This window comes from Paenibacillus xanthanilyticus (assembly GCF_042682185.1).
GTDB classification, from domain to species: Bacteria; Bacillota; Bacilli; order Paenibacillales; family Paenibacillaceae; genus Paenibacillus_Z; species Paenibacillus_Z xanthanilyticus.
This window is the reverse complement of sequence record NZ_JBHUHA010000001.1, coordinates 3,077,508-3,099,663: the sequence shown is the minus strand read 5'-3', so window position 1 is coordinate 3,099,663 and position 22,156 is coordinate 3,077,508. Positions and strand designations below refer to the sequence as shown.

Below are 22,156 nucleotides of genomic sequence, written 5' to 3'. Positions count from 1 at the left end.
CTTTGCGTTATCCTTCGGGCTAGGAGCCGTTCGCTCCGTTAGATCGCCCAGTTGCCGTCCTTAAACACGAGCTCCTCCGTGCCGTCCTTCGCGATGCCGCGGATCGTCAGGTCTTTCGAGCCGACCATGAAGTCCGTGTGCGCGAGCGAGTTATTGAGGCCGCGCGCCTTCAGCTCCTCGCGGGAGAGCTTGCCGCCGCCTTCGACGCACGCCGCATAGGCGCTGCCGATCGCCAGATGGCAGGAGGCGTTCTCGTCGAATATCGTTTTGTAGAACAGCAGATTCGAGTTCGAGATCGGCGAGTCGAACGGAACGAGCGCCACCTCGCCCAGGTAATGCGAGCCTTCGTCCATCTCGATCAGCCCTTGCAGCGTCTCGGCCCCTTGCTCGGCGCTCCAATCCGCGATGCGGCCGTTCTCGAAGGTGAACGAGAAGTTGTCGATGATGTTGCCGCCGTAACTAAGCGGCTTCTTGCTGCGGACGGTGCCGTTCACGCCGGTCGCGAGCGGCGCCGTGTACACTTCCTCCGTCGGCAGATTAGGCACGAAGGCGATGCCCTGATCGTTCGTCTTGCGGCCGCCGAGCCATACATGGCCTTCGGGCAGCTCGATCGACAGGTCCGTCCCCTCCGACGTATAGTGCAGCTTCTTGTAGGCTTTGGCGTTCAAGTAGTCGGCGCGCCGCTTCAATTCGGTCAGGTGATGCTCCCACGCGGCGATCGGATCGGGCTGATCCGCCCGCACCATGCGGAAGATGGCCTCCCACAGCAGCGCGACTTGCTCTTCCTTCGGCGCATCGGGGAACACCTTGGCCGCCCAGCCCTCGGATGGCGCGGTGGCCAGACACCAGCTGAATCGGAAGGCCTGCACGTATTCGCGGTATTTGGTGTTGGCCTGGCGCGCCGCTTTCTCCGCGTTCACGATTCGGTCTTTGGCGACGCCGCGGAGCAGATCCGGATCGGAGGACTTGATCGTCACCGATGCGGCGCCCTTTTCGACCAGCTCCATCTTCTCGGCCGCCGCCCACTTCGGCTCCTCCAGGAACGCCGCGTCCGGCGCCAGATCGAAGTGATGGCGCGTGGCGATATCGTCGGTCCAGAACACTTTGACGCGCGCCGCCCCCAGCTCGTACGCCCGCTTGACGACGAGACGAGCCAAGTCGGCCGCATCGAGATCCGCGTTGACGATCAGGGTCTGGCCTTGCTGCAAATGAACGCCGATCCGCAAAATAATGTCGGCGTAGTTGTTCAGTTTCGTTTGGAAATCGGTCATGAATTTCGTCCTCCCAGCGCCTTTTTCGGGTATATGACTATCATAGGCAATCGCGGACGGCGAGTGCAAGCGCAGGGGGCGCGCCGCCCAATTTGGTTAGTATTTTGCGGCTTCGTCGCGCGCGGGCGGCATTCCATTGTATAATGAGCGTACCGAATACAGGAGGAGCTTCACATGACCCAGATTATTCAAATGCAACCGCAAGATGAATTCACCGGCTACTATCTCTTGAAAGAGTGCGAGGTGAAGCAGACGAACGCGACGCCCGCCAAGGACTACATGGATATCGTGCTGTGCGACGCCAGCGGCCAAATCTCGGCCAAGTACTGGGACGTGACGCAGACGGATAAAGAGACGTTCTTCCCGATGGGCCTCGTGAAGGTGCGCGGACTCGTGCAGACGTACCGGGACAAGCTGCAGGTCAAAATCCAGCGCATCCGCAAGGCGACCGACGAGGATGGCATTAACATCGCCGATTTCGTCCGAGCCGCCCCGATCCGTCCGGTGGATCTCATCCACGCGATCAAGCAATCCGCCGCGAGCATCGGACATGCGGACATTAAGGCGATCGTCGATTTTTGCACGGCCAAGGTCGAAGACAAGCTGATGCATTATCCGGCGGCCAAAACCCATCATCACGCGTACTTCGCCGGCCTTGCGTACCACATGACGCGGATGCTGGAGCTGGGCGAATTCGTCTGCAAGCAGCGTCCGTTCCTGAACGCGGACTTGATCAAGGCGGGCATTATCCTTCATGATATCGCCAAGCCCGAGGAGATGACGGCGCAGCTGGGCATCGTCTCCGACTACAGCGTAAGGGGCAAGCTGATCGGCCATATCGCGCTCGCCTCGGGATGGATCGTCGAAGCGGCGATTCACCATGGCATTCCGCTTGACTCCGAGCCGGTGCTGGCGCTGCAGCATGTCGTGCTGGCGCATCACAACTTGGGCGAGTGGGGCAGCCCGGTTCAGCCGCAGATGGCCGAAGCGGTCGCGCTCCATTTGATCGACTCGCTGGACGCGAAGCTGCAGATGGTCGAGGACGCGCTGGACACGACGCCGGAGAGCGAGCCATGGACGCCAATGCTCCGCGGCCTGGAGAACAAGGCGATTTACCGGACGAACCTGTAGACGCAGGCACTTATTCGCATTTTCTTGCACGCACGAAAGAAAAATAAACTCCAGCCCCGACTACTCGGGAGGCTGGAGTTTTTTTGTTTTGGAATTTTAGTTGTGGGTCAATCAGCGTAAAGCGTGTCCGCGAGAGCGGACGAAAGCGAAGGTCATCTCGAAGCTGTATGAATCGCACATCATCTACAGGACACCACCCCAAGGCAATACGCTACGAACGAAGCTCGAACGAAAGCTTTGTCCGTTAGGACGTGCGGGCACCTCGCGAAAGGACACATCGAAGACGGCCGCGTAACGAGCGACTATACTTCCGGGTGTCCTAAGCGTTTTCCAGCGGAAAACGCACTACGGAAGCATCGTCTGGGACGGGTCCCTCGGAACCCCCTGGCGAGGGGGCTTGGGGGCGGAAAAGAAAGGAGTCTGAAAGGGCAAAGCCCTTTGTTAGGTTAGCTCGGCACGCCTTCGCGTTTGCGGAAGAACGACTTCAACGCGTTGTACACTTCGCTTTTCTCCCGGATCACATAATGGAGGAAATTCGGGAACTGGATATGCTTGTAGGCGGACATGAGCGTGCTGGAGCGGTTGTATTGATTGACCTCGCCGTAACCGAACATGTTCGCGCGCTTGAGCATCTCGCCGATCAGCTTGACGCACCGCTCGTTGTCGCTCGTCAGATTGTCGCCGTCGGAGAAGTGGAACGGGTAGATGTTGTACTGCGCCGGCGGGTATCGGCTGTCGATGATCTCGATCGCTTTGATGTAAGCGGAGGAGCAAATCGTGCCGCCGCTCTCGCCTCGAGTGAAGAACTCCTCCTCGGTCACTTCCTTCGCCTCGGTATGATGCGCGATGAAGACGATGTCGACCTTCTCGTATTGATGGCGGAGGAACCGGGTCATCCAGAAGAAGAAGCTGCGGGCGACGTACTTCTCAAAGGAGCCCATGGACCCCGACGTATCCATCATCGCGATGATGACGGCGTTGGACTGCGGCTTGATGATTTCCTCCCACGTCTTGTAGCGCAGGTCGTCCGGCGTGATGCCGTGAATGCCCGGATTGCCGCTCGTCGCGTTGCGGCGCAAGTTCTCGAGGATCGTCCGTTTCTTGTCGATGTTGGACATGATGCCCTTCTTGCGGATGTCGTTGAAGCGAATCTCCTTCGTTTCGATCTGGTCTTTCTCCTTCTGCTTCAAATACGGGAGCTCGAGCTCCGCGAACAGCATCGTCTCCAGCTCCGCTAGGCTGATCTCGGCTTCGACGACGTCCTCGCCGGGTTGATCGCCCGCGCCTTCTCCCTTGCCGCCTTTTTGCGCGGAGGCGGGATCGGTGCCGAGCACGTCGCCGACCTGGCTGTCGCCGTCGCCTTGGCCGACGTGCTTGTTCTTGTTGAAGTTGTACACGAACCGGAATTCGTCCAGGCTGCGGATCGGCACCTTGATGACGTGCTTGCCGTCGGACATGATGATATTCTCTTCGGACACGAGATCGGGCAGGTTTTGCTTAATGGCTTCGCGGACTTTCTGCTGATGCCGGGCTTGATCTTGATGGCCCTTGCGATGCAGCGACCAGTCCTCGCGGGATACGATGAACGATTGTCCTTGATTGGCCTCCATGCGAAGCGCACCTCCTTCGTCCTCTACTGCCTGTAATATTCAGTTTATTCGCGCGTCCGGCGGTTATGTGAGAAGAATGAACAAGGGGCGGGGCGCACGAAAAAATCCGGCTCCCTCTGCGCGCGCGAAGCGGGCGGAGCGAAAACCGGATGATGTGCGGTGCGGGGACGAACATGGACGTTAGATGGTGGTCGCGCCTTTCAAGATGCCGATGAGGAACAGCGCGCCGACGAGCACGACGAGAAGGGCATTCAGCACGATGCCGACGATCGCGAACGCCTTGCGGCGGTTGCGCATGCAGGCGCCGATGATGCCGAGGATGAGGCCGAGCAGGGCGAGCAGCACGCTGCCCATCATGAGCAGGCCGCCGAGCAGCAGCTCGATCCCGATGTTCTCCGCGTCGATCTCGATCATGTTGCCGTTCAATCCCAGATCGTTCATAATGAAAGACGTAATGATGGCAATGCTGGCGATGACGCCGGCGATGCTCGCGATGCCGATGATGAACGACGCGATGCCGAGCCCGGACTGTTTACGCGGTGCCGGGGCTTCCGGCGCATCATACGGGTCGGCCGGCGCGAATGGCGGATGGCCGTCCGCCGGGTCTTGAGGGCGATAAGAATCGGACATGCAGGTTCTCCCCTTTAGTTGTTGATCAAGGCGTTGCCGGTTTTGCGCGGCTTCAAGCGCGAATCTAGCCACATTGTACCTGATGGAATCATTTCTGCAAAGATAAGGAGTCGTGTTTATGTTGTCCAAATTCGGGTTATACGGCGCGTTCCACGCGGGACTGGCCGTCATTCTCGGCGCTTTCGGCGCCCATACGCTGAAGGAGCGCATCTCCGAAGAGATGCTGACCGTATTCGAGACGGGCGTTCGTTACCATATGTACCATGCGCTCGGCTTGCTGATCATCGGGCTGCTCGCCGACCGGCTCGGCGGCGAAGGCAAGCTGCGGCTCGCCGGCCGGATGATGCATCTTGGCATCTTCTTGTTCTCCGGCAGTCTCTACGTGCTCAGCTTGACGGAATTCAAGTGGGTGGGCCCGATCACGCCGCTGGGCGGCGTCGCGTTCATCGCCGCATGGGCGCTCGTCGCCATCGTGCTGTGGAAGCAGCGCGGACAGGCCAAGTAAGCGCGATCATAAAGAAGAGGAGCGTCCGCTGCCGCGGGTCGCTCCTCTATTTGTTAGACGATGAAGTCCTCGATCTCTGTCCATTTAAACGTATAAACCTGCTTCTCATCCACGTGATACACCGTAATCGTCTGCGCGCGTTCATCGTAGCTGAGCACGCGGCACGGGATGCTGAGCATCACGCCTGCCCCCCGGTTTACCTTCAGCCGGATAAGCCGCTTGTCCTCGATGACCGCTGTAATCCGCTCGGAGAACATGCTGTACGTCATCGATGGCGTTTCGGTAGCCGGTATGCCGACTTTGGCCTTGGCCGCGTTGATCGCGTCCTTTAATTTGGCGGTGTCCGGCGCGCCAGCGCGGTCGGCGGGTTTCTTCGTCTGCGCGCCGGCAGCCGATACGCCCGTCGTATTGGCCAGCTTCTGTTCAAGCTGCTCGATCCGCTTGGCCAGCTGTTCCATCTGCTCGATTCGGATGCCGAGGTTCGCGCCGGAAACGATCCGAAAATCCTCCGCGCCGCCGCCGTTCAGCATTTGCAGCACCTTCTCCATGGCTTGCGCGTTCGTTACGCCCTTCACCATAATATCCACGTTAAACAAATAGGCAGTCTGATCGTCTGGGGTCTTGGAATTGTTTGGTTTCATAGTGCCTGCCTCCATAAAGACATGAATATCCCTTATCATATCATTGTTTGCCAGCCAATCCTAGCGAGCCTCTGAGCGGTCCATTAACCATTCGCCCTTGCGGCGGAATAGGCGGCGGGGCCGCTGTTCATGCCGAACGAATCCGCGGGACAGCGCATATAGTGGAGCGAACAACGTTTCGATTTGGCGGATGGCTCCGCCCTCAAAGGAGGTGGTTTCGGATGATGCGAATGGTACCGATCGTCCTCGAGAACGGCGCGACCGTCATCGGGGTCGAGGTAAAGCTGCCTAAGACGACGCTAATCGCCGTAACGACGGATAAAGGGTACATCATGTGCGGCGCCCTCGACGTGGGTCTCCTTAACGAACGGCTCAGCGACCGTAAAATCATCGCCGGACGGGCGGTGGGTGTACGCACGTTGGAAGAGTTGATGGCTGCTCCGCTGGAGTCGATCACGGGAGAGGCCGCAGCGCTCGGAATCAGTACGGGCATGACGGGAGCGAAAGCGTTGGAATTGATGCTGTAACGAGAAGGGTAGCCGAAATAACAGGGTTGCCGGACAGCCTGCCGTTTATGCGGCCGTGCGTCGGGCAACCCTTTTTACGTTCAGAGGTTATAGGTCGAACAGCTTTTTGAGATTTACGTCGAACGGCGGCTTGACGACGCCCTTCTCCGTAATAATGGCCGTCACGTATTCGTGCGGCGTCACGTCGAAAGCCGGGTTGAACACTTTCACGCCTTGCGGCGCGGTGCGCTTGCCGAAGCCCTCGGTAATCTCTTCTTCGCCGCGCTCCTCGATCGGAATCAAATCGCCGGAGGCGGTGTTCAGGTCGATCGTAGACAGCGGACAAGCGACGTAGAACGGAATGTTATGCGCCTTGGCGAGAACGGCGACGCTGTAGGTGCCGATCTTGTTGGCGACGTCGCCGTTGGCCGCGACGCGGTCGGTGCCGACGATAACGGCGTTGACCCAGCCTTTGTTCATGACCATGCCGGCCATGTTGTCGCAGATGAGCGTGACGTCGACCCCCGCTTGCTGAAGCTCGAAGGCCGTGAGCCTAGCGCCTTGGAGGACCGGGCGCGTCTCGTCCGCGAACACCTTCAAATCGATGCCGCGTTCCTTGGCCAGGTAGAACGGCGCGAGCGCGGTACCGTATTTGGCAGTCGCAAGCCCGCCCGCGTTGCAGTGGGTTAGCACGCCCATGCCGTCGTGGAACAACTCGAGCGCATGCTCGCCGATGAGGCGGTTCGTCTCCTCGTCTTCGCTTTGGATGGCGATCGCCTCGTCCAGCAGAGCGCGTTTCACTGTATCGAGCCCGGACTCGGAGGCTACCAGACTCTCGGCGCGGGCCGTCATGCGGTCGAGCGCCCAGAATAAATTGACCGCGGTCGGACGACTCGTCGCCAGATGAGAGGCGGCTTCTTTGACGGCTGTCAGCCAGTCGGCCGCGTTCGTTGCGACGTCCCGGCTGCCAAGCACGACGCCGTATGCGGCCGCGATGCCGATGGCAGGAGCGCCGCGGACTTTCAGATGACGGATGGCCTCCCATACGTCCTGAACGGAGACGAGCGGGAGATAGACGACTTCTTCGGGCAGCAGGCGCTGGTCGAGCAGGTCCAGATGTTCGCCGGCCCAGATCACGGACTGCAGCGCCGTGTTAGCGGATTGGGTCATGGTTAAATTTCCTTTCTTATACCTTCGCACCGGCTGATGAGGTCAGGGCGATGTCGATGAGCTGTTCGATAGAGGTGGATTGTCGGCCGGTTTTGATCAGCGATTTGCCGATCGCAAGCGCCAGCCGCTGAGCGGTTTCGCGCTTCGCGGCGTCTTCGATGCGGTCGATATCGGCCACGTGCGCCAGACCGACGATGCGGCGGACCATTTTGGCGCCGGCATAGCCCAACGTGTCCTGCAGCAGCCGTTTCATGTAATCGTCTTTGTAGGCGGCGCTCGCGGAGGCGAGACGATCTACGCCATGCTCATCCCACAGCGCGCGGAATTTCGCTTCGAACTTGGTCCAGATCTCGCGGATTGTCGTCAATAAATAGTGACGGTAATCGCCCGCTTCGGCTTCGGACTTGTCCCAGCCGTGACGGGATGCGTAGTTCAGCAGCAGGTTGCCGATGACGGCTCCGATATCGAACCCTGCCGGACCATAATAAGCGAATTCCGGATCGATGACTTTGGTGGACTCCGGCGTAATGAAGATGCTGCCGGTATGTAGATCGCCGTGAAGCAGCGCTTGGGCTTGCGTCAGAAACTTCTCGCGAAGCAAAGCGATTTCGAAATGAAGCTGTTCGTCGGTCCGCAGCGCTTCGGCTTCGTCCTCGATGGCTGCATCGTAATTGTTATTGGCCGATACCGTGTAGGGATCGTCGAAAATAAGGTCCTCGGTTATTTTGCACAGCTCCGGGTTAATAAAGTCGCGTACGCGCAGTTTCTTCTCCTGCTGGTTCATGCCCAGATCGGACGTGAAGAACAAGGTCCGCGCCAGGAACGTCGAGATATCGTCCGCGAATTTCGGATAGCGTCCGCCTTCCATTAGCCCGCGGCGCATAATAACGTGATCGCTTAAATCTTCCATAATAGTAAGCGCGAGCTCCGCGTCATAGGCGTAAACCTGCGGCACGAGGCCAGGCGCAAGCTTGCCCTCTTGGATGAGCGCCTCGCTCTCGATCCGCGCGCGGTCGAGCGTGAGCGGCCACGATTCGCCGACGACCTTCGCGTAAGGCAGCGCCTGCTTCAAGATCACGCTCCGTCCGCTGGCGGAATCCGTAATGTGGAACACCAAATTCAGATTGCCGTCGCCGATTTCGCGGCAGGCTAAATTGTCGGGCGCATCGGGAAATACGCTTTTCAGGGAACGGGCGATCTCGATGGCTTCGCGTTCCGTTAAGGGATGATATGCAGACATGCTGCGTCCACCTCCGGTTTGGTATGGGTTGGGCCTTCCGTGCAAGCTTTCGCGACAGATTTCGACATACAAGAAAGCGTAACGTTTTACGCATATCCTTCATCTTGTCTTTGATTATCGCTTTGACTTGATCGCTTTGACTTGCTAAACAGTATACCGAATATCGGTTCGCGTTGGAATACCCGCTCTGCTATAATGGAAAGGCATTTTCATGTCGATCGGAGGGGGAGAAACATGAATAAAGAAGCGAATCAGCCGGCGGCGCTGCGGGATTGGGCCGTGGCGGTGAAGGCTCTGGCGGAGGGAAAGCAAATTCTCGTGCTGCGCAAAGGCGGCATCGCGGAAGAAACGCGGGACTTCAAGCTGGTCAGCGACGCCTTCTACTTGCTTCCGGCCTATGAGCATCAGAAGCCGGAGCTGCTCAAGGAAGCGTATCGGCACGGGATCGCGGAGACGCTTGAGGACTGGGATCCGGAGCAGGGCACCATTCGGGTCGGGGCTTACGCCGAAGCAGTGGCGGATATCGAGATTCGGGACCAGGAGACGCTGGACCGCATCCGCGAATTTCATATTTGGACCGATGCATTCGCCGAAGAACGGTTAAAGTGGAAGCGGAGCAAACCGCTTCATCTGCTGCTGCTGCGGGTCTATGCCGCTGCGGAGCCGCTGGAAATTCCGATGCTGCCGTCCTACTCGGGCTGCAAATCGTGGGTGAGCCTGGAGGAGCAGTCGCTTGAACTTCGGCCGGACTGGAAGCCGGTGTTGGACGACGAGGAGTTCGCGAAGCAGCGGGACGCGGTGATTGCGGCGCTGGGCGCTTGAAACCGCGCAGCGGACAGGCTTTGGCGGCGTGTCAAGTTGCTTTAGACAAAATCTTGTAATAAAATAATGATTGATAATCACTGAGAATCAGATTAGAATAATTATTAATAAGGAATTGTCATTAAGTGTGACAGCCGACTAACGGAGGGAGTATTACAATATGGCAACGCAGTTCGTGATCGACGGCTTGACGGCTTCGATCGAAGATAAAGAAATTCTCAAAGGCATCAACCTCGAAATCAAAGGCGGCGAAGTCCATGCAATCATGGGACCGAACGGCACGGGCAAAAGTACGCTCGCATCCGCGCTCATGGGGCATCCGAAATATGAAGTAACCGGCGGTTCGGCTTCGCTGAACGGCGAAGACCTGCTTGAGATGGCAACGGACGAGCGCGCTCGCGCAGGCCTGTTCCTCGCGATGCAGTATCCGAGCGAAATCACGGGCGTGACGAATTCCGACTTCCTGCGCAGCGCCATCAACGCGCGCCGCGGCGAAGGCAACGAGATCTCCTTGATCAAATTCATCCGCCAAATGGAAGGCAAAATGAAAGAGCTCGACATGAACCCCGAGTTCGCGCACCGTTACCTGAACGAAGGCTTCTCCGGCGGTGAGAAGAAGCGTAACGAAATTCTCCAAATGCTGCTGCTCGATCCGAAAATCGTCGTGCTCGACGAGATCGACTCCGGCCTTGACATCGACGCCCTCAAAATCGTCGCTGCCGGCGTGAACAGCATGCGTTCCGAGGACCGCGGCTTCCTGATCATCACGCACTACCAGCGTTTGCTGAACTACATCAAACCGGACTTCGTTCACGTCATGATGCAAGGGCGCATCGTCAAATCCGGCGGACCGGAGCTGGCAGAGCGTCTGGAGAACGAAGGTTACGATTGGGTTAAAGAAGAACTGGGCATCGTGGACGAAACGGTCGGCCAGGCTTAAGCGGAGGAGGAGTATCGAAATGAGCACACAACTATCGACTCCGGTTAACCGCGAAGCGGCCGAAGCGCTCTCCCGCAGCAAGGGCGAGCCGGCATGGCTCACGGCGCTGCGCGGACAAGGCGCGGAGCTATCGGAAACACTGGAATGGCCGAAACCGGAGAAGGTCCGGATCGACCGTTGGGATTTGACGGCCGTCGGCGTACACAAGCCGCAAGCGGCCATCGCTTCGGCAGACGAGCTGCCGGAAGCGGTTCGCAACCTGAGCGGCGAGACCCCGGCGGGCTTCGTCGTGCAGCGCAACTCCGGCATCGTGTTCAAGCAACTGTCGGCCGAGCTGCAAAGCAAAGGCGTTATTTTCACCGATCTCGAGACGGCGGCGCGCGAGCACGGCGATCTCGTTCAACAATATTTGTTCAAGGCCGTCGCGCAGGATGAAGACAAACTGACGGCGCTGCACTCGGCGATCTGGAACGGTGGCGTGTTCCTGTACGTACCGAAGAACGTCGAAGTCGAGCTGCCGCTGCAAGCGCTGCTGTTCGCCGACGACGCGGAAGCGACGTTCGCGCCGCATATTCTGGTCGTGGCGGACAACAACAGCCGCGTCACGTACGTGGACAACGTCAGCAGCGCCTTCGAAGGCGCCGCGGCGACGCTCGTGAAGCAATCGGTCGTGGAAGTCATCGTGAAGCCGGGCGCCCATGTCCGTTTCGCGACGATCCACCATATGTCCGAGAACATCATCGACCTGTCGCTCCGCCGCGCGGTCGTCGAGAATGACGGACGCATCGAATGGATCGTCGGCGACCTGCACGATGGCAACACGCTGTCCGACACGCGTTCCCTGCTTCGCGGCAACGGTTCGACGTCGGACGCGAAGGTGATCAGCATCGGCTCGGGCAAGCAGCAGATGAGCTTGACGACCGGCGCGGTGCACGTAGGCCGCAGCTCGGACAGCCAAATGGTGACGCGCGCGGTCATGAAGGACGCGGCGACGGCAATCATCAACGGCGTGACGAAGATCGAGAAGGGCGCGACCAAAGCGAACGGCGAGCAAACGGAGAAGGTGCTTATGCTCAGCCCGAAATCGCGCGGCGACGCCAACCCGATTCTGCTGATCGACGAAGACGATGTAACCGCGGGCCATGCGGCGAGCGTAGGTCAGGTTAACCCGGAGCAGGTATATTACCTGATGTCCCGCGGGATCTCGAAGCGCGAAGCGGAGCGTCTGATCATCAACGGCTTCTTGGCGCCGGTCGTCGAGGAAATTCCGATCGAGGCGGTACAAGAGCAGCTCCGTTCCCTTCTTGAAAGGAAGCTGGAGGCATGAACATTGAGGCGATTCGGGAACAGTTCCCGATTCTGCATCAAGATATAAACGGGCATCGGCTCGTCTATTTGGACAGCGCGGCATCTTCCCAGAAGCCGCGTTCCGTCATTGATGCGGTCACACGTTACTACGAACTCGACAACGCCAACGTGCATCGCGGCGTTCATACGCTGGGCTCTCGTGCAACGGACGCATACGAAGGGGCACGCGAGAAGGTTCGCGCATTCATTAATGCGGCGAGCGCGCAGGAAATCATTTTCACCCGGGGGACAACGACGGCGCTGAATATCGTGGCGAGCAGCTATGCCCGGGAGGTATGCGGCGAGGGCGACGAGATCGTCCTGACGCCGATGGAGCATCACAGCAATCTGATTCCGTGGCAGCAGGTGGCGAAGGCGACCGGTGCGACGCTCAAGTACATTCCGCTCCAGCCGGATGGGTCCATCCGCATCGAAGACGCGGAAGCGACGATTACGGAACGGACGAAGATCGTCTCGGTCGTATACGTTTCGAATGTGCTTGGCGTGGTTAACCCGGTCAAGGAAATCGCGGCGATCGCGCACAAGCACGGCGCGAAGATGGTCGTCGACGGCGCGCAGAGCACCCCGCATAAGCGCGTCGACGTGCGCGATCTCGATTGTGATTTCTATGCGTTTTCCGGCCACAAAATGTGCGCGCCTACGGGGATCGGCGCATTATATGGCAAGAAGGAATTGCTCGAGCGGATGGAGCCGGTCGAATTCGGCGGCGAAATGATCGACCACGTGGATCTGTACGAATCGACGTGGAAGGAGCTGCCGTACAAGTTCGAAGGCGGCACGCCGATCATTGCCGGCGCCGTCGGTCTCGGAGCGGCGATCGACTTCCTGAACGAGATCGGCATGGACGAAGTCGAGCGTCACGAGCATGCGCTGACGGCTTACGCCTATAAGCGCATGAGCGAGATCGACGGTCTTACGATCTACGGTCCGGCTCATGATCGAGCAGGTCTGATCACGTTCAACCTGGACGACGTTCACCCGCATGACGTAGCCACCGTGCTGGATACGCGCGGCGTCGCGATCCGCGCCGGCCACCATTGCGCGCAGCCGCTTATGCGCTGGCTGAACGTATCGGCCACGGCGCGAGCGAGCTTTTATATCTATAATACCGAAGAGGACGTTGAACGGCTTGTGGACGCCCTCGGGCACGCAAAGGAGTTCTTCGGTTATGCAATTGGATGATTTGTACCGCCGCGTCATCATGGATCATTACAAAAACCCGCGCAACCGCGGAACGCTGGAAGAAGACGCCGTGACCGTCAACTTGAACAACCCGACCTGCGGCGACCGCATTCAGCTGCAGCTGCAGGTCGAGGAAGGCGTCGTGAAGCAAGCCAAGTTCACCGGCGAAGGCTGCTCGATCAGCATGTCGTCGGCCTCGATGATGACCGAAGCGGTCAAGGGCCGGACGCTGGACGAAGCGCTCGGAATGGCGGAGAAGTTCTCCGCCTTCATCAAAGGCGAAGACGTCGAATTCGACGAGAACGAAGATATTGAAGCGTTGTCGGGCGTCAGCAAATTCCCGGCGCGCATCAAATGTGCCACCCTCGCCTGGAATGCGCTCCGCAAGGGCGTCGAACAACAATCGTAAACGTGCACGAGATGCGCGCATCAAACAAAGGGAGGCTTACCCATGGCTAAAAGCATGCCAGAAATGGAAGAGTATAAGTATGGCTTTCGCGACGAGCATAAAGCGATATTCCAATCCGGTAAAGGATTGACGCCGGAGATCGTTCGCACGATTTCCGAAATGAAAGGCGAGCCGGAATGGATGTTGGAATTCCGTCTCAAATCGTTGGAGCAGTTCTTCAAAATGCCAATGCCTCGTTGGGGCGGCGAGCTAGACGACCTCGATTTCAACGATATCCAGTACTACGTCAAGCCGTCCGAGAAGCAAGGCAAAACGTGGGAAGAAGTACCGCAAGAGATCAAAGAGACGTTCGATAAGCTCGGCATTCCGGAAGCGGAGCAGAAGTTCCTCGCCGGCGTATCGGCTCAGTACGAGTCCGAGGTCGTCTACCACAACATGCAGGAAGATCTGGAGAAGCAAGGCGTGCTGTTCATGGACACGGACACGGCGCTTCGCGAGCATCCGGAGATCTTCAAAGAATATTTCGGCACGATCATTCCTCCGGCGGACAACAAGTTCGCGGCGCTCAACAGCGCGGTATGGTCGGGCGGCAGCTTCATCTATGTTCCGAAAGGCGTGAAGTGCGAAATTCCGCTTCAAGCTTACTTCCGGATCAACTCGGAGAACATGGGCCAATTCGAGCGCACGCTCATTATCGCGGACGAAGACAGCTTCGTGCACTACGTTGAAGGCTGTACGGCTCCTGTATACAGCACGAACTCGCTGCACAGCGCCGTCGTCGAGATCATCTGCAAGAAGAACGCGCGCGTGCGTTACACGACGATCCAGAACTGGGCGCCGAACATCTACAACCTCGTGACGAAGCGCGCGGTTGCGGAAGAGAACGCGACGATGGAGTGGGTCGACGGCAACATCGGCTCCAAGCTGACGATGAAATACCCGGCGGTCGTGCTCAAAGGCCGCGGCGCGAAAGGCATGGTTCTGTCGATCGCGGTAGCGGGCAAAGGCCAACACCAAGACGCGGGCGCGAAAATGATTCACCTGGCGCCGGACACGACATCGACGATCGTCTCCAAATCGATCAGTAAGCACGGCGGTAAGGTTACGTACCGCGGTCTGGCATCCTTCGGCCGCAACTCCGAAGGCTCCAAGGCGAACATCAAGTGCGACACGCTCATTCTCGATAACCAATCGACGTCCGACACGATTCCGTACAACGAAATCATGAACGACAACATTACGCTCGAGCATGAAGCGACCGTCTCCAAAGTATCCGAGGACCAGCTCTTCTATCTGATGAGCCGCGGTCTGACGGAGAACGAAGCGACGCAAATGATCGTCATGGGCTTCATCGAGCCGTTCACCAAAGAGCTGCCGATGGAATACGCGGTCGAGATGAACCGTCTCATCAAATTCGAAATGGAAGGCTCGATCGGTTAAGATCCGCCTTCTCGAATACAAAAAACTCCGGTTACCGCCAAGGCGGCGAACCGGAGTTTTTTACGTTTGAGTGCCAATATCGATGCCTCAGGGCGTCTTAGACGCCGAACAGCTCCGCATAGACGCGTCTGGCGACTAACGGATCTTCCGTACCTTGGATGAGCGCGCGACCGTCGGCGAATAAGACCACGACGATTTCTTCGTCCCGGCGAAAGCGAAGCAGGAACGGATTCCGTTCCACCTCGCCGATTCGGACGAGCCGCTTCTCAAGCTCGCCCAAGGAGACGGGCTGTGCGCCGTCAGCCGGCGTAATCTGGACCGTGGCGCGTCCGCACAGCGCGGCAGCGGCAGGCTCGGCATGACGCTGCTCGAGATAATCATACTGCTGATGCCCGCATGCCGGGCAATCGTCCCGGCGCGAACTGCCGACTTGCAGCGGCATCCACTGGTGATACCAGAGATCGAGCTGCAGCAGCGTGCCGCGCATCGCGGCGCGGTTGCCGCTCAGCAGCTTCAGCGCTTCGGCTGCCTGCAGCGAGGCGACGACGTCGACGGCCGGCGCGAGGACGCCGGCCGTATCGCACGTATCCACGGCGCCCGTCGCGGGCGGCGCCGGGAATAGGCAGCGGAAGCAGGGCAGCTTGCCCTCGCCCGGGTGGAAGTTCATCGACATGCCGGTCGCGCCGACCACGCCGCCGTAGATCCACGGTATGCCGTGCTTCAGACTGACGTCGTTGATGAGGTACCGCACGGAGAAGTTGTCGGACCCGTCGATAATGATGTCGACATCGCCAAGCAGCGCTTCCGCGTTCAAGCCGGTGACGTCGGCGATGACGGGCTCGAGAACGATGGAGCTGTTCACCGCTTGAAGCCGAGCGGCAGCCGCTTCCGCTTTGGGCAGCATGCGCGCGACGTCGTCTTCCGTATAGAGCACCTGACGCTGCAGGTTGCTCCACTCCAGCACGTCGCGGTCGATAAGGCGGATGAAGCCGACCCCTGCGCGCGCCAGATGCTGGGCGGCGACGGAGCCCAGCGCGCCGAGTCCGACGATGGCCGCCCGGCTGGCGCCAAGTCGGGCTTGGCCATCCGAGCCGATCGGCGCGTAACGGATCTGACGGGCGTAACGCTGCTCATCGGTTGGCCGTCCGGAGGCTGCAAGTTGATGTTCGGTCATGCGGGATGTCTCCTCCATACTGCGGAATAAAGTGAGATGTTTACGTGCATGTTGGAAGGGCAGGGTTAGCTTATCGGACGTGTTACAGCGCTGCCGTCGGATCCCAAGGGCCAAGCTGATGGCCCTTCCATTCGGAGCCGTCTTCCCAAATTTCGCGTTTCCAGATCGGCACGATCTGCTTCAACCGCTCGATCGCGTAGCGGCTTGCTTCGTAGCACGTATCGCGATGAGGGGCGGAGACCGCGATGATGACGCTGATCTCCGCGATATCAACCACGCCGAGACGGTGGTAGATGGCGGACAGCGTTCCCGGCCATCGCTCGGCGATCTCGTCGCCGATCTGCTCCAGCGTCTTCAGCGCCATCGGCACGTAAGCTTCGTACTCGAGCCGGACGGTGCGCACCCCATGCGTCCACTCTCTCGTCGTGCCCGTGAACGTAAGCGCCGCGCCGTTGCCGGGCGCGATGACGAGGTTCGTGACCGCCTCGACGGAGAGCGGGTCGTAGGTAATCGCATAACGCGGCGCATCGGTGGCTTGCGCCTCGGCGTCGTCCATCGCGTCTTCGCCGCCGGATACCGGCGGCAGCAGGGCAAGTTCATCGGATGCCCGAATGATTTGTCCATCTGCCGCATAGGCTTGGTTGCAGGCGACGAACGAGATCCCGATCAGTGCCTCGTGTTCCGGGAAGTTCCGCGCCAGCGCGGCTTTGAACTGGTGGACCGCCAAATGATCTTCTTCTAGCGCAAGGGTGATAACGGGCGCGCCGAACCGGTCGGCGAGACCCGCAAATAGGTGCAGTTTCCATTCGATTGTCATGGCAGAAAACCTCTCATTACCGTTGGTTTCATGTTCATCTAGCATACCATAATCCCCGTAAAAATGTTATGCTAGTAGGACCTAATGAAAGGAGAGTGCCGCCGTGCAAACTTTGACCGATCGTTTTGGACGGGTGCATGATTATTTGCGCATCTCCGTTACCGACCGCTGTAATTTGCGTTGCTTATATTGCATGCCTGAAGAAGGCGTTGAATTCGCGCCATCTTCGGACTTGCTTAGTTACGATGCCATCGTGGAGGTGGTCGAAACCGCCGCGAAGCTGGGCATTACGAAGCTGCGGATCACGGGCGGAGAGCCGCTCGTCCGCCCCGACCTGAGCAGCCTGATCGCGAGGCTTTCCGCCATCGATGGCATTCGGGATATTTCGCTGACGACCAACGGCGTGCTGCTGGCGCAGCAGGCGCAAGCGCTTCGCGATGCCGGCGTCAACCGGGTCAACATCAGCTTGGATACGCTGGATCCGACGCGCTTCAAATTCATTGCCCGCCGAGGCGATCTGCGGCGTGTCATGGACGGGATCGAAGCGGCCGCGCGCGTCGGGTTCTCGCCGATCAAACTGAACTGCGTGCTGCTGAAGGGCGTGAACGAGGACGAGATTCTGTCGTTCTTGCGTATGAGCGCGGAGCAGCCGCTGCATGTGCGCTTCATTGAATACATGCCGATCGGACATGCCGACGAAGGCTGGCGCAAGCATTATCTTCCCCTGTCGCGGGTGCTCGAGATCGCGGAGGAAGCCGGCTTCGCGGTTAGCCCCAAGAACGATATCAAGGGCAATGGCCCGTCGGAAGATTACTTGATCGAGGGAGGGGTCGGATCGTTCGGGCTCATCCATCCGATCAGCGACCACTTCTGCAAAAATTGCAACCGGCTTCGGTTGACCTCGGACGGTGGTCTGAAGCCGTGCTTGTATTGGGTCGACGAGTTGAACGTGAAGCCGGCGCTGGGCGATCCGGAGGCGATGCACGCGCTGTTCATGCGAGCGCTGGATTTGAAGCCGCTGAACCACGAGATGGCGGCCAAGCTCGCCAACCAAGAATTGAGTCATGAGCCGACCGCCAGAAGGATGTCGCAGATCGGCGGATAATCGCGCCATCGGCAGGGAGAGGAGATTAACGGATGTCGGAACTACGAATTCGGATCGAACATGAAGGCGTTGAGGCGGCGCTGACCGCGCCGGACGAGATGGCCGCGCTGGCCGGTAGTGCGTTCGCGCTTCGGGACCGGGTGGAGGGCGGCGCGGGCGAAGCGTTCGATTTCGCCGCATGGTACGAGGCATGGCGGGCGGCGCAAGGGTTGACGGAAGCGAATCCGCGCCCGACGCATCTGAAGGTGGAAGCGGCGGATTCGTTCGAAGCGGTAATTCCCTGGGCGCAGCTGCGTGACGCGGCATTTCAATTCGCGCAGGACGGCAAGCCGCTCGCCAAGGGAGGACCGGTCCGGCTGTACACGCCGAACGGATCTAGCGAGTGCTTGAACGTGAAAAGCGTCGTCGTCTGCCGTTTTCTGCGTCTTGAACAAGAGCAGGACGAAGCCTCGTATGGCTTCAAAAACACGTTTTCGCCGCAGGAGATGCTGAAGAAACGATAACATTCACGTACGGAGGCTGGCATGAACGAAACGAATCCTACCCATTCCGCGGTCGTTCTGCTGCACAGCAACGATATTCATAGTCGGCTCGAGAACGCCGCGAAAATTGCATCCTATATCCATCAAACCCGCCTTCGGTACGGCGAAGAACAGGTGCTCGCGTTAGATATCGGAGATCACATGGACCGGGCTCGGCTCGAAACGGAGGGCAGCGACGGGGAGGCGAATATCGCGCTCCTGCACGCTGCCGGTTACGATGCGGTCACACTGGGCAACAACGAAGGTTTGACATTGACGGCGGACCAGTTGGAGCGCGCCTACGGTGGCGGCACGAGCTTTCTGACGCTGTGCGCCAACTTGAAGCGCCGCGGAGAGACGCAGCGGCCGTCTTGGATGAAGCCGAGCACCATCATGACGAGAGGCGGCATTCGTTTCGGCTTGATCGGCGCGACGGCGGCGTATACGGAGTTCTATCGGCTGCTGGATTGGGACGTGGCGGAGCCGATGGACGCGATCCGCGAGGAAGTGGAAGCGCTGCGTCCGCATGCCGACGTCGTCGTGCTGCTGTCGCATCTGGGCATTCTATATGATCGCCGGATCGCGGCGGAACTCGAAGGCATCGATCTTATTTTGGGCGCTCATACCCATCATCTATTGGAACAACCTGAAGTATACGGACATACATACGTTTGCGCGGCCGGCAAGTTTGGCGAGTACGTGGGGCGGGTGGAGGTGGGACTCGACCCGATGACTCGCCAGCCTCGCGTTCATGCGGAATGCGTGCCGATGTCGGCGCTGGAGGAATACGAGCCGGCCGCCGCGGTAACGGCGCGTTATCTGGAATCGGGCAAGCATCGGCTTGGCCGTGTTGTTGCGGAGCTGCGCGAACCGCTGCCGGCGCGACCGGACCAGGAATCGCCGCTGTGCAATTTGCTTGCCTACGGCTTGCGCCGGTGGACCGGTACGGAGATCGGACTGGTCAACGCGGGCCAGCTGCTGGGCGGTCTGTCTGCCGGCGAGGTGACCGAAGGCCAAATCCATGCGCTATGCCCTTCGCCGATTAATCCATGCTCGATGGCGCTCTCCGGCAGGGCGCTCCTGCGCGCACTCGAGGAGTCGCTGCTGGACGCGTTCATCGACAAACCGATCAAAGGGTTCGGGTTCCGCGGACTCGTGTTAGGCATGCTGGCGGTAGACGGACTTGACATCCGTTGGGATCCGTCCGCGCCGGATTACAACAAAATAACGCGGATCACGCTGAGCGACGGGCATCCGTTCGACCTCGACCGCGCCTATACCGTGGGCACGATCGACATGTTTACGTTCGGTGCCGGCTACGAATCCATCAAACTCGGCACCGAGGTGCGCTATTATTTGCCCGAGTTCATTCGCGGCGTGCTGGCGCTCCAGCTGCAGAGCGAGGAAGCGCTGAAGGACTGCCTGCGTCCGCGATGGACCGCCGAGCCGGGCGTGCTTTGACTCTATCTCGTGAAGGGAAGTGTCTTGGACGTTTATGGGAGAGCTGATCAACGCGGTTATATTGGCCATCGTGGAAGGGCTGACGGAGTTTCTGCCCGTGTCCTCGTCGGGCCACATGATTCTGACGAACAAGCTGCTCGGCTATACGCCGGACGATCAACGCATCATTACGTTCGAGATCATCATTCAACTGGCGGCGATATTGGCGATGGCGATCGTGTACCGCGCGAGGATTGCCAATCTGCTGGGCTTGTCGCGCCGCACCGAAGTCATCGGCAAGCTGTCCGCAGCCGGGAGACGATCCTCCCGCAGGCTGAATTTGATCCACATCACGCTAGGAATCGTGCCGCCGCTGCTGCTCGCTTTCATGCTGCGGGATATCATTAAAGAAGACGGCTTCAACCAGCTTCCGGTTCTGTTCGCGCTCGTCGTCGGCGGCATTTACATGTGGGCAGCGGAGTCGCTCGTGGAGCGGGGCAAGATCGCGACCGTCTCGGCCACGCTGGACGACTTGTCTTACAAGCAGGCCTTCCTGATCGGCTTATTGCAGTGTCTCTCTCTCTGGCCGGGCTATTCCCGTTCGGGCTCCACGATCGCCGGCGGGATGCTCGTCGGGGCATCCTACCGCGCCGCGGCCGATTTCTCATTCATCATGGCGATCCCGATCATGGCGGCCGCAACCGGCTACGAGCTGCTGGAGAATTACAAATTCATACAAGGCGAGAACTTGCCGTTCTTCCTCGTCGGCTTCGTCGCTTCATTCCTCGTCGCCTGGGCGGTCATTGTCCTCTTCCTTCGGTACATTCAGCGCGTCAAGCTCAAACATTTTGCCATCTACCGGTTCATCCTCGCCGCGTTGTTCTGGATCTTCGTGATGTAGTCGAAAAATCGAACAAATTGTCGAAAAGAAGCCTGCGTCTTGCTCTTTTTCGGATTATCCCTTACATTATCATTACGACGATGCGACGAAAAATGTCGAATTTCCTATAGGGAAAGATGAAGGAAGGCCGAGCTATCCGATGCGACTATTATCGATCACCCATTGCGTACCCGGCATGAGGCTGGCGAAGAAAATCTATTCCGAAGAAGGACTCGTGCTGCTGGCGGAGCATGTAGAGCTGACCGCGAAATTGATCAGCCGCTTATCGGATCACGGCGTTTCCTTCGTCTATATCGAGGATTCGCGAACGGCGGATCTGGTCGTGCCGGACATGATCAGCGACGAGACGAGGCAGAAGGCGCTTGGCACGATTCGCAAGCAATTTCAAAGCCTGATGACAGCCAACCAGAAGAACACCCCTTACCCATATATATCCAGACCATTTCGAGACGTGATGAACCTGGTGCTCGACGATCTGCTCGCTCAGCAGGATGCGCTCATCATGCTGATGAACATGGGCGTCGTCGACGACTATTTATTCCAGCATTCGTTGAACGTCTGCGTCTATTCCACGATGCTGGGCATCGCGAACGGTTATACCCGGGACGAATTGATGACGCTCGGTCTGGGTGCGATGCTGCACGACGTCGGCAAGACTCAGATCAGCATGGGCGTGCTGAAGAAACCGGGCTCCCTCAGCGGGGAAGAGTACGAGGAGATGAAGCGGCATGCCGAGCGAGGCTATCTGCTGCTCAAGGACGAACCGAACATTCCGCTGCTGGCGGCGCACTGCGCCTTCCAGCATCACGAGCGGCTGAACGGCAGCGGGTATCCAAGGGGGATCACCGGCGACCAAATCCACGAATACGCCAAATGGATCGGTCTCGTCGATTCGTACGACGCCATGACGACGACGCGCGTATACCGCGATCCGATGCTGCCCCATGAAGCGATGGAAGGGCTGTACGCCGGCTCCGGCACGTTGTACGAGCAGCGAATGCTGCAGCGTTTCCGGGATCACGTGGCGATCTATCCGATCGGCGTCACCGTCAAGCTGGGGACCGGCGAAGCGGGCGTCGTCGCCAAGCTTAACCCGATCGTTCCGCACCGGCCAACAATTCGTATTCTATATGACCCGGACGGACAGCCGGTCCAAGCGCCGTACGAAATAGACCTGTCGCGCGAGCTCAGCTGCATGATCGTGCGCGTAGGCATGTCGTTTGACCACGACTAATTGAACATCGCAAGGATGAGGGGGCCGGCAACGGCCCTTTTTTTCTGAATAAAGGACGGCGCAACCGTCTGGTTATGCCTCGCAAAAGATTGCAAGCTG

The 22,156-nt window shown here is 59.0% G+C and carries 22 protein-coding genes; 14 read left to right on the top strand and 8 right to left on the bottom strand.

Annotated features, from left to right (window positions below; all coding sequences use genetic code 11):
- Nucleotides 1–38: 38 nt before the first annotated feature.
- The gene (locus ACFSKT_RS13100; protein WP_377721444.1) at nucleotides 39–1,271 is read right to left on the bottom strand and encodes an aminopeptidase; all 1,233 of its coding nucleotides are present in this window, start codon (nucleotides 1,269–1,271) and stop codon (nucleotides 39–41) included.
- A 174-nt stretch (nucleotides 1,272–1,445) separates the two neighbouring features.
- On the opposite strand from ACFSKT_RS13100, the gene ACFSKT_RS13095 reads away from it, so the two are divergent.
- A complete protein-coding gene (locus ACFSKT_RS13095) occupies nucleotides 1,446–2,402 on the top strand; it encodes a 3'-5' exoribonuclease YhaM family protein (RefSeq protein ID WP_377721443.1) in 957 nt (318 codons plus the stop codon).
- A 446-nt stretch (nucleotides 2,403–2,848) separates the two neighbouring features.
- On the opposite strand, the gene yhbH is transcribed toward ACFSKT_RS13095, so the two are convergent.
- Entirely contained in the window at nucleotides 2,849–4,012 is a 1,164-nt protein-coding gene (yhbH, locus tag ACFSKT_RS13090) for a sporulation protein YhbH (protein WP_377721442.1), read from the bottom strand.
- A gap of 180 nt (nucleotides 4,013–4,192) precedes the next feature.
- Nucleotides 4,193–4,642, bottom strand: a complete 450-nt coding sequence (locus tag ACFSKT_RS13085) for a hypothetical protein (RefSeq protein ID WP_377721441.1) — start codon at nucleotides 4,640–4,642, stop codon at nucleotides 4,193–4,195.
- Between the two features lie 118 nt (nucleotides 4,643–4,760).
- Between ACFSKT_RS13085 and ACFSKT_RS13080 the strand changes: the two genes are divergently transcribed.
- The gene (locus ACFSKT_RS13080; RefSeq protein ID WP_377721440.1) at nucleotides 4,761–5,147 is read left to right on the top strand and encodes a DUF423 domain-containing protein; all 387 of its coding nucleotides are present in this window, start codon (nucleotides 4,761–4,763) and stop codon (nucleotides 5,145–5,147) included.
- Between the two features lie 53 nt (nucleotides 5,148–5,200).
- On the opposite strand, the gene ACFSKT_RS13075 is transcribed toward ACFSKT_RS13080, so the two are convergent.
- Entirely contained in the window at nucleotides 5,201–5,788 is a 588-nt protein-coding gene (locus ACFSKT_RS13075; RefSeq protein WP_377721439.1) for a hypothetical protein, read from the bottom strand.
- Between the two features lie 221 nt (nucleotides 5,789–6,009).
- Here ACFSKT_RS13075 and ACFSKT_RS13070 point away from each other — a divergent pair, with 221 nt between their 5' ends.
- Nucleotides 6,010–6,315 (top strand): YunC family protein, encoded by a 306-nt coding sequence (locus ACFSKT_RS13070; RefSeq protein ID WP_377721438.1) that lies wholly within the window; start codon nucleotides 6,010–6,012, stop codon nucleotides 6,313–6,315.
- An 87-nt stretch (nucleotides 6,316–6,402) separates the two neighbouring features.
- On the opposite strand, the gene mtnA is transcribed toward ACFSKT_RS13070, so the two are convergent.
- Together mtnA and mtnK are read right to left on the bottom strand one after the other, a co-directional pair.
- Nucleotides 6,403–7,464 carry an S-methyl-5-thioribose-1-phosphate isomerase gene (gene mtnA, locus ACFSKT_RS13065; RefSeq protein WP_377721437.1) on the bottom strand — a complete coding sequence of 354 codons (1,062 nt, stop codon included), beginning with the start codon at nucleotides 7,462–7,464 and terminating at the stop codon, nucleotides 6,403–6,405.
- Between the two features lie 16 nt (nucleotides 7,465–7,480).
- A complete protein-coding gene (mtnK, locus tag ACFSKT_RS13060; RefSeq protein ID WP_377721436.1) occupies nucleotides 7,481–8,704 on the bottom strand; it encodes an S-methyl-5-thioribose kinase in 1,224 nt (407 codons plus the stop codon).
- Between the two features lie 234 nt (nucleotides 8,705–8,938).
- On the opposite strand from mtnK, the gene ACFSKT_RS13055 reads away from it, so the two are divergent.
- From ACFSKT_RS13055 to sufB, 6 genes are all read left to right on the top strand, one after another.
- Nucleotides 8,939–9,526: a DUF1802 family protein gene (locus tag ACFSKT_RS13055; protein ID WP_377721435.1), complete on the top strand. Its 588-nt coding sequence runs from the start codon at nucleotides 8,939–8,941 to the stop codon at nucleotides 9,524–9,526.
- Between the two features lie 160 nt (nucleotides 9,527–9,686).
- Nucleotides 9,687–10,466: a Fe-S cluster assembly ATPase SufC gene (gene sufC, locus ACFSKT_RS13050; protein WP_377495812.1), complete on the top strand. Its 780-nt coding sequence runs from the start codon at nucleotides 9,687–9,689 to the stop codon at nucleotides 10,464–10,466.
- Between the two features lie 19 nt (nucleotides 10,467–10,485).
- On the top strand, nucleotides 10,486–11,793 hold the full coding sequence (gene sufD / locus ACFSKT_RS13045) for a Fe-S cluster assembly protein SufD (protein ID WP_377721434.1): 1,308 nt from the start codon (nucleotides 10,486–10,488) through the stop codon (nucleotides 11,791–11,793).
- Nucleotides 11,790–13,016 carry a cysteine desulfurase gene (locus ACFSKT_RS13040; RefSeq protein ID WP_377721433.1) on the top strand — a complete coding sequence of 409 codons (1,227 nt, stop codon included), beginning with the start codon at nucleotides 11,790–11,792 and terminating at the stop codon, nucleotides 13,014–13,016. The genes sufD and ACFSKT_RS13040 overlap by 4 nt, the downstream gene beginning before the upstream one ends.
- Nucleotides 13,003–13,425, top strand: coding sequence for a Fe-S cluster assembly sulfur transfer protein SufU (gene sufU, locus ACFSKT_RS13035; RefSeq protein ID WP_377721432.1), 423 nt, complete (start codon nucleotides 13,003–13,005; stop codon nucleotides 13,423–13,425). Before ACFSKT_RS13040 ends, sufU begins: the two co-directional genes overlap by 14 nt.
- A 42-nt stretch (nucleotides 13,426–13,467) precedes the next feature.
- Nucleotides 13,468–14,865 (top strand): Fe-S cluster assembly protein SufB, encoded by a 1,398-nt coding sequence (gene sufB, locus ACFSKT_RS13030; RefSeq protein ID WP_377495820.1) that lies wholly within the window; start codon nucleotides 13,468–13,470, stop codon nucleotides 14,863–14,865.
- A gap of 97 nt (nucleotides 14,866–14,962) precedes the next feature.
- Here the strand turns inward: sufB and ACFSKT_RS13025 are convergent, their stop codons facing one another.
- Both ACFSKT_RS13025 and ACFSKT_RS13020 read right to left on the bottom strand, forming a co-directional pair.
- Nucleotides 14,963–16,039, bottom strand: a complete 1,077-nt coding sequence (locus tag ACFSKT_RS13025) for a ThiF family adenylyltransferase (RefSeq protein WP_377721431.1) — start codon at nucleotides 16,037–16,039, stop codon at nucleotides 14,963–14,965.
- 82 nt (nucleotides 16,040–16,121) lie between these two features.
- Nucleotides 16,122–16,856: a molybdenum cofactor biosynthesis protein gene (locus ACFSKT_RS13020; protein ID WP_377721430.1), complete on the bottom strand. Its 735-nt coding sequence runs from the start codon at nucleotides 16,854–16,856 to the stop codon at nucleotides 16,122–16,124.
- A 103-nt stretch (nucleotides 16,857–16,959) separates the two neighbouring features.
- Between ACFSKT_RS13020 and moaA the strand changes: the two genes are divergently transcribed.
- From moaA to ACFSKT_RS12995, 5 genes are all read left to right on the top strand, one after another.
- Nucleotides 16,960–17,961 carry a GTP 3',8-cyclase MoaA gene (gene moaA, locus ACFSKT_RS13015; RefSeq protein ID WP_377721429.1) on the top strand — a complete coding sequence of 334 codons (1,002 nt, stop codon included), beginning with the start codon at nucleotides 16,960–16,962 and terminating at the stop codon, nucleotides 17,959–17,961.
- 32 nt (nucleotides 17,962–17,993) lie between these two features.
- Complete coding sequence (locus tag ACFSKT_RS13010; RefSeq protein ID WP_377721428.1) at nucleotides 17,994–18,464, top strand: molybdopterin-binding protein; 471 nt, start codon at nucleotides 17,994–17,996, stop codon at nucleotides 18,462–18,464.
- 21 nt (nucleotides 18,465–18,485) lie between these two features.
- Complete coding sequence (locus ACFSKT_RS13005) at nucleotides 18,486–19,943, top strand: bifunctional metallophosphatase/5'-nucleotidase (protein ID WP_377721427.1); 1,458 nt, start codon at nucleotides 18,486–18,488, stop codon at nucleotides 19,941–19,943.
- Nucleotides 19,944–19,977: 34 nt separating this feature from the next.
- A complete protein-coding gene (locus ACFSKT_RS13000; RefSeq protein ID WP_377721426.1) occupies nucleotides 19,978–20,823 on the top strand; it encodes an undecaprenyl-diphosphate phosphatase in 846 nt (281 codons plus the stop codon).
- Nucleotides 20,824–20,962: 139 nt separating this feature from the next.
- Nucleotides 20,963–22,057: an HD-GYP domain-containing protein gene (locus ACFSKT_RS12995; RefSeq protein ID WP_377721425.1), complete on the top strand. Its 1,095-nt coding sequence runs from the start codon at nucleotides 20,963–20,965 to the stop codon at nucleotides 22,055–22,057.
- The last annotated feature ends 99 nt before the right edge of the window (nucleotides 22,058–22,156 follow it).